Source organism: Streptomyces sp. NPDC057950 (assembly GCF_042887295.1).
In the GTDB taxonomy this organism is placed as follows: Bacteria; Actinomycetota; Actinomycetes; order Streptomycetales; family Streptomycetaceae; genus Streptomyces; species Streptomyces kaempferi.
The window spans coordinates 237,968-251,979 of the sequence record NZ_JBHVPP010000014.1 but is presented as its reverse complement, the minus strand read 5'-3'; the positions used below and the strand labels follow the sequence as shown (position 1 = coordinate 251,979).

Sequence of the window (14,012 nt, the reverse complement as noted above, 5' to 3'; positions counted from 1 at the left end):
CCCAGCGATTCCCTCACTGGGGGATCGACATGCACCGATCAAGACGTCAGGTTGGCTAGAAAAGGCCCTTGTAGCCCTGCCAGCCGCTCCCGATCTTCACCCGCGCCGCGAACGACCCCTTGCCGGTGCCGTTCTGACGGTACAGATTGCCCGCGGTGTCCCGCGCGACCAGATCCGCCTTGCCGTCGCCCGTGATGTCCCCGGCGCCGACGACGACGACGTACGAACCGCCCCAGCCCGCGAACACCTTCGTCCGCGCGCCGAACGACCCCTTGCCGGTGCCGTAGTAGCGGTACAGGGTGTTGGCCTTGTCCTGGGCGAGCAGGTCACCGATGCCGTCGCCGTTCAGGTCACCGACGCCCACGACCTTCTTGTACGTCTTCCAGTCGGCGTACAGCTTCACGCGCGCGGACAGCTTGCCCGTGCTCGTGCCCTTGTAGAGGTACACCGTGCCGGTCGCCGTGTCGCGCGCGATCAGATCCGGGCGGCCGTCGCCGCTGACGTCGCCGGGCGAGGTCAGGACGTCGTACTGGTTCCAGCCGCTGGTGCCGAGCGAGGTGTACGCCGTCGACGGCTTCAGCGTGCCGTAGCAGTTCGGCCTGTACGCGCGCAGTGCCCCGCTGGTCAGCCGGACCAGGACGTCGTTGCAGCGGTCACCGCTCAGGTCGCCGAACGGCACCACCTTGTTGGTCGTCGTCCAGCCGCTGCTGGTGCCGAGGGTCACGGAGAAGGTGCCCTTGCCCGAGCCCTGCCGGAAACCCAGCGTGCCCGAGGAGCTGAGGGTGAGCAGGTCGCCGACGGAGTCGCCGCCGCCGACGTAGTCGTGGCGGGCCGGCGCGGCGTCAAACAGGGCGACCGTGCCGCTCGCCGTCACCGGGGCGCCGACGCCGTCGGCCGGTGTGACGGACAGCGTCCAGTCGTACGACCCGTTCGTCAGGAACCCGCCCTTGGCATCCGTCCCGGACCAGCCGACCTTCACCTCGCCGCGTGCCGCACCGCCGTCCCGCGTGTCCACGACCTTGCCGGTGGCACGGCTGCGCACGGTCAGCCGCCAGTCCGCGGTCGGCTTCGACAGCAGCAGGGTGGTCAGCGTGGACGGCGTCGTGCCGATCTTCCGCGCGACGAGGGTGGACGCCGAGCCGACCGGGGCCAGCAGGCGCAGCGGCTGCTGGATCACGCCGGTCGGCACGAGGTGCACGCGCTCCTGGTCGTCGACGTAGGCCACGTTCCCGGTCGACCCGTCGACCGTCCAGCGCACCTCGCGCTGGGAGATTCCGGTGTCGGGCAGTGCGCCGATCACGCGGCTCACCGGTGTGCCGTCCGCGACCGTCGTGAGGACCAGTTGCCCGGCCCGTCTGTCGTGCGTGACGACGAATCCGTCGCCGAGTTCCGCCTCGCCGGCCGGGACGGGCACGGACCTCTTCGCCGTACGGTCGTGGACGCCGGCCGTACCGTCGGGGCAACTCCAGTACAGCCAAAGGCCGTTGGCCCGCAGTTCGGTGGGTGCGCAGCCGGCGCCGACGGTGAGGGTCTCGGTGGTCTTCTTCGTGGTGAGGTTGTACGCCGTGACGGTGCCGGGGGTGGTGCCAGGGGTCCACAGGGTGTCGCCGGAGAGGGCGGCGGCGCCGGGCGTGCGGGTGAGCGCCGGGTTGCCGTCATTGCCGATCTTGTAGACGGTCTGCGCGGTGTCCGTCGTGTGGATCAGGTACTGGCCGGACACGTCGGTGATCCGGCCGCCGGCGGGGACCCCGCGTTCCCAGAAGGAGTACTGGGCCGGCCCGGCGACGCGAATGCGGTCGCTGGTCGTGGTGTCCTTCGTCAGCCAGGCGGCGCGACCGTCGGCCGTGCCGTGGAGCTGGGAGCAGCCGACCTGCGTCACCGGACAGGTGCCGAGGTTCAGCGAGGTGCCGTCCAACGACGAGCGTGCGCCGAACTCGGGGGTGCCGGTCACGGCGACGGTCCGTACGTAGTCGTCGCGGTATCCGCCCGGACCGCTGGTGTCGGCGACGAGCAGCCGCCCCTGTTCCAGGGACAGTCCCTGGATCTTGATCGGCGGCTTGGGCAGCGCCTTGACCTGGGTGACGACCGGACTGCCGTCCGGGCCCGCCTTGATGCGCTGGACGCCCCAGTCGTCGGCGGTGGTGCGGCCGGTCAGGACGGCGGTGCCGTCGGAGACGGCGGAGGAGTAGAGACCCGACGAGGGCATCAGGGTGACCGTGGGACCGCCCGCGATCGGCTCGGCGAGCACCGCCGTACCGCCGCTGGGCCGGTGGACCAGCCAGTCGCCGACCACGGCGAGATCCTGGGCGGGGTTCACGCTGCCGCTGCCCGACAGCGTGACCTCGGCCGGGGCCGCCGACAGGTCGGCGCGGGGCAACACCTGCACGGCGGTCTCGTTGACGTTGAACAGGACCACGTGCTCGGCGGTGACCTTGGCCCTGAGGTAGACCTTGGAGCGCGCCGGGGTCCAGTCCCGCACCTGCCCCGTCCGCCGGTCGACCATGACCGACAGGTACCGCCCGTCCTTCGACCCCTGGAACAGCAGCCCGTCGGCGTCCCCGTCCAGGGGCTGCCCGAGGTTCACTCCCGCGGGCACTCCGCCGACCGGCACGTCACGCGTGCTGCCGTCGGCCTCCGGGAACAGCAGGTGCGTCTCCCGCCAGGCCGTGCCGTTCTCGTCGTGAACGACGCGATAGGCGACCGCGAGGTCGTGGTACGCGGTGAGCAGCGTCAGGTCCGAGGGTGTCCGGAGGGTGCGGGTGGTCCCGTCGACCGCGTTCCACAGGTCGACCCTGCCCTCCGCGTAGCGGTACGCGAGGACGTCGCCACCGGTCCCCCAGGTACCGGTGATCCCCTCCGGCCGGGTCACGGGCACCGACGTCCCGTCCGCGTACCGCGTCCAGACCAGCCCGGACCCCTCCAGCGTGTGGAAGACGCCCTGCTGTCCCGCGCCGTCGTGTCCGCCGGCCGTCGACCCGCTGTAGAGCTCGGCCGAGGTGGGGGTGCCGCGCAGTGTCGCCGGCACCACCGTCTCCCGCGGCGCGTCCGCGACCGCCGTCGCGGACGGGAGCAACGGGCTCAGGCCGGCCGCCAGCACCGCGGAGGCGGCGACGAGACGCAGGCGCACGAAGGCATGACGAGTCAAGAAGACCCTCCCCGAGGAACGAGACCGGACGCGCACCGCTTCTCGATGCCCCCGACCCCCCGGCCGTCGCATCCGTCTCAGAAGTGGGCTGATCGTACAGCGCGTTCAAAGTTTCCGGAAAGTCTTTCAAACAGCGTGGGGGCGCGGCCACGGGCACGGAAAACGCCGTGGCCCCCACCGGATCGGTGGGGGCCACGGCGTTCAGCACTCGCGGACGTCAGTGGACGTCAGCGGATGTCATCGGACGTCAGCCGTTGCGCTTCCAGCGCGGCTTCTCGTCGCGGCGGAAGGAACCGCCGCCGGTGCCGGGGCCGGTGCCGGTGCCGGTGCCGCGGTGGTCGTCGCGACGGCCGTACGGACGGTCGTGGCCGCCGGCGCGGAAGCCGCCGCCCGCGGGGCGGTCGCCCTGACGGTCGCGGTTGAAGGGACGGTCGCTGCCACGGTGGCCGCCACGGTCGTCACGACGCTCGAAGGAACGGCCGGTGGTGCCACGGTCGTTGTCGCGGCGGAAGCCACCACGGTCACCGTCACGACGCTCGGGAGTACGGCCGCCACGGTCGTCGCGGTTGAAGCCGCCACCACGGTTGTCGTCACGACGCTCGGGAGTACGGCCGCCGCGGTCGTCGCGGTTGAAGCCGCCACCACGGTTGTCGTCACGACGGAAGCCGCCGCGGTTGTCGTCACGACGCTCGAAAGAACGGCCGCCGCGGTCGTCGCGGTTGAAGCCGCCACCACGGTTGTCGTCACGACGCTCGAAGGAGCGGCCGCCACGGTCGTCCCGGCGGTCGTTGTCACGGCGGAACCCACCGCGGTCGCCGTCACGGCGGTCGTCACGACGGGGGCCGCGGTCGTCGCGGTTGAAGCCGCCACCACGGTTGTCGTCACGACGGAAGCCACCACGGTCGTTGTCACGACGCTCGTAGTTGCCCCGCTCGTCACGGCGCGGACGCGACTGCTCGTAGGACGGACGCTCCGCGGGCTGCTCGGCCACGGCGGCCGGCACCTCGGCGGGAACCTCGGCCGCGGCCTGCTCGATCACGGCCTCCGCGGCCGCGGCGACCGCGGTCTCCGGGTCCTCGCCCCGCTCACGCGCGGCACGGGCGACCAGACGGTCGGCCTCACCGCGCAGCTCGGCGGCGCGACGCTGCGCGCGCTCCAGCTCCTTGGTGAGCTGCGTGACCTCGCGCTCGGCCTGCTGGGCGGCGTCGCCCGCCGACTGCGCCTGGACCTCGGTCATCGACCGGGCGCCGGTGATCTCGGCGACCTCGGGCTCGAAGGCCGTACCGGAGTTGATGATGTGACGCGCGGCGTCGACGCCCGCGTCCTCCATCAGCCGGAAGATCTGGCGGCGCTGGTGCGGCAGCGACAGCGACACGACGGTGCCGGAGCGGCCGGCGCGGGCCGTACGGCCGGAACGGTGCAGGTAGTCCTTGTGGTCGCCGGCCGGGTCCACGTTCAGGACCAGGTCGATGCCGTCGACGTGGATACCGCGGGCGGCGACGTCGGTCGCGACGAGCGCGTTGACGTAACCGTCCTTGAAGTCGGCCAGCGTCCGGGTGCGGGCGCCCTGCGTCATGCCGCCGTGCAGCGCGTCGGCCTTCACACCGGCGTCGCGCAGCTGCTCGGCGATGCGGTCGGCGCCCAGCTGGGTGCGGACGAAGATGATCGTGCGGCCCTTGCGGGAGGCGATCGCGGCGGTGACCGGCGCCTTGTCCTTGGGCTTCACGATGAGGATGTGGTGCGACATGGTCGTGACGTTGCCCTGGGCGCTGTCGACCTCGTGCGTGACCGGGTTGGTCAGGTAGCGCTTGACCAGCGTGGAGATCTCGTTCTCCATCGTGGCGGAGAACAGCATGCGCTGGCCGCCGGCCGGGATCTGGTCGAGCAGCTCGGTGACCTCGGGCAGGAAGCCCAGGTCCGACATCTGGTCGGCCTCGTCGAGGACGGCGATCTGGGTGTTCTCCAGCGAGCAGGCACCGCGGTTGATGATGTCGCGCAGGCGGCCCGGGGTGGCGACGAGGACGTCGACGCCACGCTCCAGGGCGTAGATCTGGTTGCCCATCGACGTACCGCCGCAGACGACCTTCATCTTCAGGCCGAGGACGTCGCCGTAGGGCTGCAGCGCGTCGGCGACCTGCATGGCCAGCTCACGGGTCGGCGTGAGGATGACGGCGCGCGGCTTCTTCTTCTCGGTGTGGCCGCCGGCGAGCCGCGCCAGGGTCGGCAGACCGAAGGAGAGGGTCTTGCCGGAGCCGGTGCGGCCGCGGCCCAGGATGTCCTTGCCGGCCAGGGCGTCCGGGATGGTCGCGGCCTGGATCGGGAACGGGCTGGTCACACCGTTCTGAGCGAGCTTGCGGACGACGCCCTCGGGAAGACCGAGGGTGGCGAAGGTGATCTCGGGGGTGGCATCGGCGGCCTCGACGGCCTCCGGGGTCTCGACGGAGGCCACGACAGCGGCCTCGACGCCCTCGATGTTGTCGCCCTCGTTGTTCTCGGGCACGACGACGTGATCAGTACTGGAAACAGACATGCGAAATGCGAACCTTCCGGAGTTCTTCGGCACGCGCCCAAACTCCGTGAAGTCGCAATCGACCGCCTCTATGCGGTCCGGCCACGGCAAGGGAGAGTACGCGCCACGCGGCGCTCTCTGCGTTGGCGCCGGGCAAATGGGATCAAACGATCTACTACCATACGCACCCCTCACCCCTGAAGGCAAACTGACCTCAAAAAGCCAGGTCAGGCACGTACGGGAAGAGGAACACCCCCGCCCCCGAACCTATTCCCCGCCCTCTTTCCCTCTCCCACAGAGCACTCCCCGCCGCCCTCCCGAACCTCCCCCTGCTCCCCCTGCCCCCCCTGCCTCCTCATCCCCATCGCCATCGCCATCGCCATCGCCCATCGTCATCGCCACCGGCCATGCCGGAGGACCGGCTCGCCCGCGCGCGGTGCCGGCACCCGGTTCAGCAGCTGGGTGGCCTGCTCGTGGGCCGACGACGACGGCTCCGCCGTACTCGGCTCGGGGGACGGCGACGAGGTCGGCGGGGGAGGTGGCGGAGGCGATGTCGGATCGGACGTCGCACGGGTGGGACTCGGCACACCGCCGGACGGGCCGGGCCGGGCCGGCCGCCCCTTCCCGTCACCGCTGCCGCTCGCCCCGCCGGACGGCTTCGCCGCACCCGACGCCGACGCGGACGCGGACGCCGCACCGGACGGCGACTCACCCGGCCGGCCCGGGGCACCCCCCTTGGGCCCCGCCCCTCCGTGGAACCAGCCGCCGCCCCCGCCTCCCGCGGATCCCCCGCCCGGTGCCCCGCTTCCGCGGTGCCCCGCCGAGTGCGCGGGCTCGGGGCGGCCCGCGTCGTCACCCACGCTCATGCAGCCGGCGGCGGCCGCTACGACGATGACCGTGGCGGCCAGACGGACGGGTACGTACAAGGGGCGCACGGGCAGCCACCTCCGGTTGGGGTCTCCCCCGCTCGATCGCTGCCGAGAGCCCGGGGAAGTTCGGGGAGTCCTCCTGCCCAACACCCGCCGCCCGCAAGAAGACACGCGGCAAGGCGCGCTCCCGCCGGACGACTCACCCGTATCCGAGCGCGTGCAGCCGTTCGTCGTCGATCCCGAAGTGGTGGGCGATCTCGTGCACCACGGTCACCTCGGTCTCCGCGATCACGTCCTCCCGGGTCGCGCACATCCGCAGCGTCGGCCCCCGGTAGATCGTGATCCGGTCCGGCAGCACCCCCGCGTACCACTCGCCGCGATCGGTCAGCGGAGTCCCCTCGTAGAGCCCGAGCAGCCCCGGGTCGGACGGGTCGGGTTCGTCCTCGACGAACACCGCCACGTTGTCCATCAGCCGTGTCAGCTCCGGAGGAATCCGGTCCAGCGACTCGGCGACCAGTTCCTCGAACTCCTCGCGCGTCATCTCCAGCACACCGCCATTGTCCGGCACCGCCGCCCCGTACGAGAGTCGGCGACGGCCCCGCACGCGACACGGAAGTCACCGGGCCCTCCGGGGACGGGAGTCGCCGGCCCCCGGTCGCGGGGGACCTCCCGCCCGCGCCGCACCGCATACCCGCCCGCACCCTTGGGCATACGGGACCAATGGCCCGCGTCCCCGCTGCCGTAACCGTCCCCGCGACCGCCCTGGCCCGCCGCTGCCGCACCCTCGGCGACCGCGTCCGCCGCGTCCGCCGCACCCCTCGCGTCCGTCCCATGGCCCAGGAACTCGTCCAGCAACCGTCCCCGTACACCAGGGCGCTCGGCCTGATGGCCGTCGTCCTGCTCGGCGCCTGGCTGGGCCTGCTCGTCGTGGGCAACGTGCGCGCCCCCGTCGGCCCGATGAACACCACGATGACCCTGCGCCCGTCGGTGACCGGCGGCACGAAGATAAACGTCTCCCCGCTCGGCGCCCTCGTACTCGACAGCCATGTCGCCCCCGTCCGGCTCGACGTCAACGTCGACCAGCTCGACCCGGCCCGCGCACAAGCCCTGGTCGACCACCCGGAACGCCTCTCGGGCCTCCAGGACGAGGTCGCGCACGACGTCGAACACGGCACCCTCGACCTGGCCGTGCGGTCCTGCGTCGCGGTCGTCTCCGGGGCCACGGCACTCGGCCTGGCGGTCTACCGCCGGCCACGCCGCGCCCTGGCCGCGGGCGGTCTGGCCCTCACGCTCCTCGCCGCCTCCGGCGCGACGGCCTTCGCCACCTGGAACCCGGACTCGGTACTGGAACCGAAGTTCTCGGGCCTGCTCTCCTCCGCGCCCTCCCTGGTCGGCAACGCCCGCAGCATCGTCAGCGAATTCGACGTCTACCAGAAGGAACTGGCGCGCCTGGTGACGAACGTGACGAAGCTGTACGACGTCACCTCGACGCTCCCGACCTACGAACCGGACCCCAGCACGATCCGGGTCCTGCACGTCTCCGACATCCACCTCAACCCGGCGAGCTGGAAGATCATCGCGTCGCTGGTGGAGCAGTACGACATCAACGTGATCGTCGACTCCGGCGACACCATGGACCACGGCACCGCGGCCGAGAACGGCTTCCTGGACCCGATCGCGGACCTGGGCGCGCCGTACGTCTGGGTCAGGGGCAACCACGACAGCCATCTCACCCAGCGCTATCTGGAACACATGAAGAACGCGCACGTCCTGGACGACGGCCGCGCGCTCACGGTCGCGGGCCTGCGTTTCGCGGGCATCGGCGACCCGCAGTTCACCCCCGACCGCTCGGTCGCGCCCGGCGGCGGCGCGGCGGAGGAACTGGCCGGCGCCCGCCTCGCCTCCTCCCTGCGCGACCAGCGCGCCGCGGGCACCCCCGTCGACATCGCCATCGCCCACGAACCCTCGGCGGCCCGGCTGACCGACGGCGAGGTGCCCCTGGTCCTGGCCGGCCACCTGCACCACGAACAGACGGAGGTCATGAAGTACGGAACCCGCCTGCGCGTCGAGGGCTCGACGGGCGGCAGCGGTCTGCGCGCGATCGAGGGCACCTACCCGGACCCCATCGAGGCCTCGGTCCTCTACGTCGACCGGGACACCCACCTCCTCCAGGCCTGGGACGAGATCAAACTGGGCGGCCTCGGACTCACCACGGCCGAGGTCAGCCGACACCTCCCGAAGGAGAACCACCCCGGCGCCCCCCAATCCACCCCTCCCGCCTCCCCCACCCCCCACACCCCTCCCACCCCTCCCACCTCCCCCGCCCCTCCCACCCTTTCCTCCAGCCCCTCCGGCGGCACCCCGTAAACCGTTTTGGCGATACCTCCCGCCATCCCATATGCTTCTCACGTCCCCGACGCGCTGAGGAAGCGCCCAGGCGGGCCGATAGCCCTCATCGTCTAGCGGCCTAGGACGCCGCCCTTTCAAGGCGGTAGCACGGGTTCGAATCCCGTTGGGGGCACGCAACACCGTGTGCGACACTGTTCACGCGTCGCACGCAACAGCTTGGTCCTGTGGAGCAGTTTGGAGTGCTCGCCACCCTGTCAAGGTGGAGGCCGCGGGTTCAAATCCCGTCAGGACCGCTGAGGTTTCCTCGAAACCTCGTGGCTGGGTAGCTCAGTTGGTACGAGCGATCGCCTGAAAAGCGATAGGTCGCCGGTTCGACCCCGGCCCCAGCCACCACATGAAGGGCCCCGTCCATCGGACGGGGCCCTTCATCGTATGGTTCACCCCTGAACTTGGCATGCACCGTGCAGACACGGTGTCCTGGGGATAGGGAACCCATGGTGTTACTCAAGGGCGAGCCCAAGCCGCAGACCGCGGCCAAACGGCAGGCGCCGGTGCGCGAACTCGACCTGGAGCGGTATCGCGCCCGCTACGGATTGCAGGCGGTCCTCCTGAGCAATCTGGCGATCGCCGCCGTGGCGATCTTCGGAGTCTGGCGCCTGGACGGCGACAAGTCCGTCATCATCGGCGTCCTCACCGCGGCCTTCACCGCCGTCAGCAGCATGACCACGGCCTACCTGGGCATCAAGGCCGTCTCCAACACCGCCCAGGCGATGGCCCAGTCGGACTCCTCCCGCCGAGACCCGACCCCACCCGCTACACCCCCCGCAACACCCGCCAAGACCCCGTAAGCACCTCGCCCCACACCCGGACGGTCCCCCACCCACCTCCTCCCAGCCTCCACCCACTCCCCCATCCACCCGCGGGGGCCGTGCCACGGAAGGGGCCGTGCCGGTGTGTCGCAGGCCGTCGCTTACGTTCGGATCGAGCAGCAGTTCGCATGCCCGGCCCACGTCTGATCCGGCGGCGACGGCCTCGACACACCGGCACGGCCCCGACCCACCCAAAACCGTTCGCCAGGAATTTCGGCGAGGTGAGATCCTGGACCGCGTATGTCTACGCATCCTGCCCCCGCCCTCGGCGATCTCGCCCCCCGCCTGGCCGAGCTGTCCCTGCGCGACGCGCACCGGCTCGGCCGCAGGCTCGAGGGCGCGCGCCGGATCCGCAAGCCCGAGGCCCGGACCGCCGTGCTCGCCGAGATCGAGGCGGAGGTCACCACGGCCGAGGCCCGCATGGCCGACCGCCGCGCCCGCGTGCCCGCCGTCACCTACCCCGAGCAGCTACCGGTCAGCCAGAAGAAATCGGACATCGCCGACGCCATACGCGACCACCAGGTCGTGATCGTCGCCGGTGAGACCGGCTCCGGCAAGACCACCCAGATCCCCAAGATCTGCCTCGAACTCGGCCGCGGCGTCCGCGGCATGATCGGCCACACCCAGCCCCGCCGCATCGCCGCCCGCACGGTCGCGGAACGCGTCGCCGACGAACTGGACACCCCCCTGGGCGAGGCAGTCGGCTGGAAGGTCCGCTTCACCGACCAGGTCAACCCGGACGGCACCTTCGTCAAGCTCATGACGGACGGCATCCTGCTCGCCGAGATCCAGACCGACCGCGAGCTGCGCGCCTACGACACGATCATCATCGACGAGGCCCACGAGCGGTCCCTCAACATCGACTTCCTGCTGGGCTACCTCGCCCAGCTGCTCCCCAAGCGCCCCGACCTCAAGGTCGTCATCACCTCCGCGACCATCGACCCCGAACGCTTCTCCCGGCACTTCGGCGACGCCCCGATCGTCGAGGTCAGCGGCCGCACCTACCCCGTGGAGGTCCGCTACCGCCCACTCCTGGAGGAGGACGGCGACGACGCGGACCGCGACCAGATCACCGCGATCACCGACGCCGTGGAGGAACTGCAGGCCGAGGGCAAGGGCGACATCCTCGTCTTCCTCTCCGGCGAGCGCGAGATCCGCGACACGGCGGACGCGCTCACGAAGAAGAACTACCGCTTCACCGAGATCCTCCCCCTCTACGCCCGCCTCTCGCACGCCGAGCAGCACCGCGTCTTCCAGCCCCACACCGGCCGCAGGATCGTGCTGGCGACGAACGTCGCGGAGACCTCGCTCACCGTCCCGGGCATCAAGTACGTCATCGACCCGGGCACCGCCCGCATCTCCCGCTACAGCCATCGCACCAAGGTCCAGCGTCTCCCGATCGAACCCGTCTCGCAGGCCAGCGCCAACCAGCGCAAGGGCCGCTGCGGCCGTACGTCCGACGGCATCTGCATCCGTCTGTACTCCGAGGACGACTTCGTCTCCCGCCCAGAGTTCACGGACGCGGAGATCCTCCGTACGAACCTGGCGAGCGTCATCCTCCAGATGACCGCCGCCGGCCTCGGCGACATCGAGAAGTTCCCCTTCATCGACCCGCCGGACCACCGCAACATCCGCGACGGCGTCCAGCTCCTCCAGGAGCTGAACGCGCTGGACCCCACGGAGAAGGACGTCCGCAAGCGGCTCACGGAAACCGGCCGCAAGCTCGCCCAGCTCCCCGTCGACCCCCGGCTGGCCCGGATGGTGCTGGAGGCCGACAAGAACGGCTGTGCGCGCGAGGTGATGGTGATCGCCGCGGCGCTGTCCATCCAGGACCCGCGCGAGCGCCCCTCCGACAAGCAGACGCAGGCCGACCAGCAGCACGCCCGCTTCCGGGACGAGAGCAGCGACTTCCTCGCGTTCCTGAACCTGTGGCGGTACGTCCGCGAACAGCAGAAGGAGCGGGGCTCCTCCGCCTTCCGCCGCATGTGCAAGCAGGAGTTCCTGAACTTCCTGCGCATCCGCGAGTGGCAGGACATCTACACCCAGCTGCGCACGGTGGCGAAGCAGATGGGCATCCACCCGAACGAGGACGACGCGGCCGAGCAGAGCGTCCATGTCTCGCTCCTGGCCGGCCTGCTCTCCCACGTCGGCATGAAGGACGTGAAGGAGACCGGCGGCGAGAGCGGGCGCGGCACCGGCAAGAACGAGTACCTGGGCGCCCGCAGCGCCAAGTTCGCGATCTTCCCCGGTTCGGCGCTCTTCAAGAAGCCCCCGCGCTTCGTGATGTCGGCGGAGCTGGTGGAGACCTCCCGCCTCTGGGCGCGGGTCAACGCGAAGATCGAGCCCGAGTGGGTCGAGCCCCTGGCCGGGCACCTCCTCAAGCGGACGTACAGCGAACCGCACTGGGAGAAGGACCAGGCGGCCGTGATGGCGTACGAGAAGGTCACGCTCTACGGCGTGCCGATCGTCGCCCAGCGGAAGGTCAACTACGGGCGGATCGACCCCGAGACGTCCCGCGAACTCTTCATCCGCAACGCCCTCGTGGAGGGTGACTGGCGCACGCACCACAAGTTCTTCGCCGACAACCGCAGGCTGCTGACCGAGGTGGAGGAGCTGGAGCACCGCGCCCGGCGCCGGGACATCCTGGTCGACGACGAGACGCTCTTCGACTTCTACGACCAGCGGGTGCCGGAGCACGTCGTGTCCGGAGCGCACTTCGACTCCTGGTGGAAGCACAAGCGCCACGACGAGCCCGAACTGCTCGACTTCGAGCGTTCGATGCTCATCAACGAGAAGGCGGGGGCCGTCACCAAGGACGACTACCCCGACTCGTGGCGTCAGGGGCGGCTCAAGTTCCGCGTGACGTACCAGTTCGAGCCGGGCGCGGACGCGGACGGCGTGACGGTCCACATCCCGCTGCAGGTCCTGAACCAGGTGACGGACGAGGGCTTCGACTGGCAGATCCCGGGGCTGCGGGAGGGCGTCGTGACGGAGCTGATCCGCTCCCTCCCCAAGCCGATCCGCCGCAACTACGTGCCGGCCCCTAACGTCGCGCGGGCCTTCCTCGACCGTGCGGTCCCCCTCCAGGAGCCGCTGACGACGACGATGGCGCGCGAGCTGAAGCGCATGGTCGGTGTCACGCTCACCGCCGACGACTTCGACTGGTCCCGGGTCCCCGACCACCTGAAGATCACCTTCCGGATCGTCGACGAGCGGCGCCGCAAGCTCGCCGAGGACAAGGACCTCCAGGCGCTGCAGCTCCAGCTGAAGCCGAAGGCCCGCAAGGCGATCTCGCAGGCCGCGGCGGCGACGGCGGAGCGCGAGGGCGGCGAGTCCCTGGAGCGCACGGGCCTCACGGACTGGACGATCGGCTCGCTGGCGCGCGTCTTCGAGACGCGCCGGGCGGGGCAGCCGGTCAAGGCCTACCCGGCTCTGGTGGACGACGGCGACACGGTCTCCGTACGCCTCTTCGACACCGAGGCCGAACAGGCACGGGCCATGTGGAGGGGCACCCGGCGGCTGATCCTGCGGAACATCCCGGTGAACCCGGGCAAGTTCGCCTCGGACAAGCTGACGAACGCCCAGAAGCTCGCCCTGTCCGCCAATCCGCACGGCACCGTGCAGGCCCTCTTCGACGACTGCGCGACGGCCGCGGCCGACAAGCTGATCGGCGACTTCGGGGGCCCGGCGTGGGACGAGGAGTCGTACCGCAAGCTGTACGACCGGGTACGCGCCGAGATCGTCGACACGACGGTGCGTACGGTCGGGCAGGTGCAGCAGGTGCTGGCCGCCTGGCAGGCCTGTGAGCGCCGCCTGAAGGACGCCAGGAGCCCCGTGCTGCTGGCGAACCTCGCGGACGTACGCAAGCAGTTGGACGCCCTCGTGAAGCCCGGCTTCGTGACGGCGACCGGTCTGCGGCGGTTGGCCGACCTCATGCGCTACCTGGTGGCCGCGGACCGCCGGCTGCAGCAGATGCCGACCAGCGTCCAACGGGACACCACCCGGATGGAGAAGGTCCACGAGATGCAGGACGAGTACGCCTGGCTCCTGGAGCAGATGCCGCAGGGCCGTCCGGTCCCGCAGCAGGTCCTGGACATCCGCTGGATGATCGAGGAGCTCCGGGTCAGCTATTTCGCCCACGCGCTCGGTACGGCGTACCCCGTCTCCGACAAGCGCATCGTGAAGGCGATCGACGCCGTGGCACCGTAACGACGCCCGTACGGTGGGTGAGTTCGACCCCGGGCTCACCCTCCTGTACAGTCTCTTCTCGC

6 protein-coding genes and 3 tRNA genes are annotated in these 14,012 nt (G+C 70.8%); 6 read left to right on the top strand and 3 right to left on the bottom strand.

What is annotated here, in order from left to right; all coding sequences use genetic code 11:
• Positions 1-55: 55 nt before the first annotated feature.
• The 3 genes from ACFVTC_RS24000 to ACFVTC_RS23990 all read right to left on the bottom strand — a co-directional run bounded on the left by ACFVTC_RS24000 (position 56) and on the right by ACFVTC_RS23990 (position 7,073).
• Positions 56-3,145 (bottom strand): FG-GAP-like repeat-containing protein, encoded by a 3,090-nt coding sequence (locus ACFVTC_RS24000; RefSeq protein ID WP_390130132.1) that lies wholly within the window; start codon positions 3,143-3,145, stop codon positions 56-58.
• Positions 3,146-3,392: 247 nt separating this feature from the next.
• Positions 3,393-5,675 (bottom strand): DEAD/DEAH box helicase, encoded by a 2,283-nt coding sequence (locus ACFVTC_RS23995; protein WP_390130130.1) that lies wholly within the window; start codon positions 5,673-5,675, stop codon positions 3,393-3,395.
• 1,047 nt (positions 5,676-6,722) lie between these two features.
• A complete protein-coding gene (locus ACFVTC_RS23990; protein WP_194280875.1) occupies positions 6,723-7,073 on the bottom strand; it encodes a metallopeptidase family protein in 351 nt (116 codons plus the stop codon).
• 170 nt (positions 7,074-7,243) lie between these two features.
• Between ACFVTC_RS23990 and ACFVTC_RS23985 the strand changes: the two genes are divergently transcribed.
• The 6 genes from ACFVTC_RS23985 (at position 7,244) to hrpA (ending at position 13,950) form a co-directional block, all read left to right on the top strand.
• Positions 7,244-8,890, top strand: a complete 1,647-nt coding sequence (locus ACFVTC_RS23985) for a metallophosphoesterase (RefSeq protein ID WP_390130128.1) — start codon at positions 7,244-7,246, stop codon at positions 8,888-8,890.
• An 81-nt stretch (positions 8,891-8,971) separates the two neighbouring features.
• Positions 8,972-9,044 (top strand) — tRNA-Glu (locus ACFVTC_RS23980).
• Between the two features lie 46 nt (positions 9,045-9,090).
• Positions 9,091-9,165: transfer RNA gene (locus tag ACFVTC_RS23975), tRNA-Asp, on the top strand.
• A gap of 23 nt (positions 9,166-9,188) precedes the next feature.
• Positions 9,189-9,265 (top strand) — tRNA-Phe (locus ACFVTC_RS23970).
• Between the two features lie 101 nt (positions 9,266-9,366).
• On the top strand, positions 9,367-9,720 hold the full coding sequence (locus ACFVTC_RS23965) for a hypothetical protein (RefSeq protein WP_390130126.1): 354 nt from the start codon (positions 9,367-9,369) through the stop codon (positions 9,718-9,720).
• Positions 9,721-9,981: 261 nt separating this feature from the next.
• Positions 9,982-13,950 (top strand): ATP-dependent RNA helicase HrpA, encoded by a 3,969-nt coding sequence (gene hrpA / locus ACFVTC_RS23960; protein ID WP_390130125.1) that lies wholly within the window; start codon positions 9,982-9,984, stop codon positions 13,948-13,950.
• Positions 13,951-14,012: the final 62 nt, after the last annotated feature.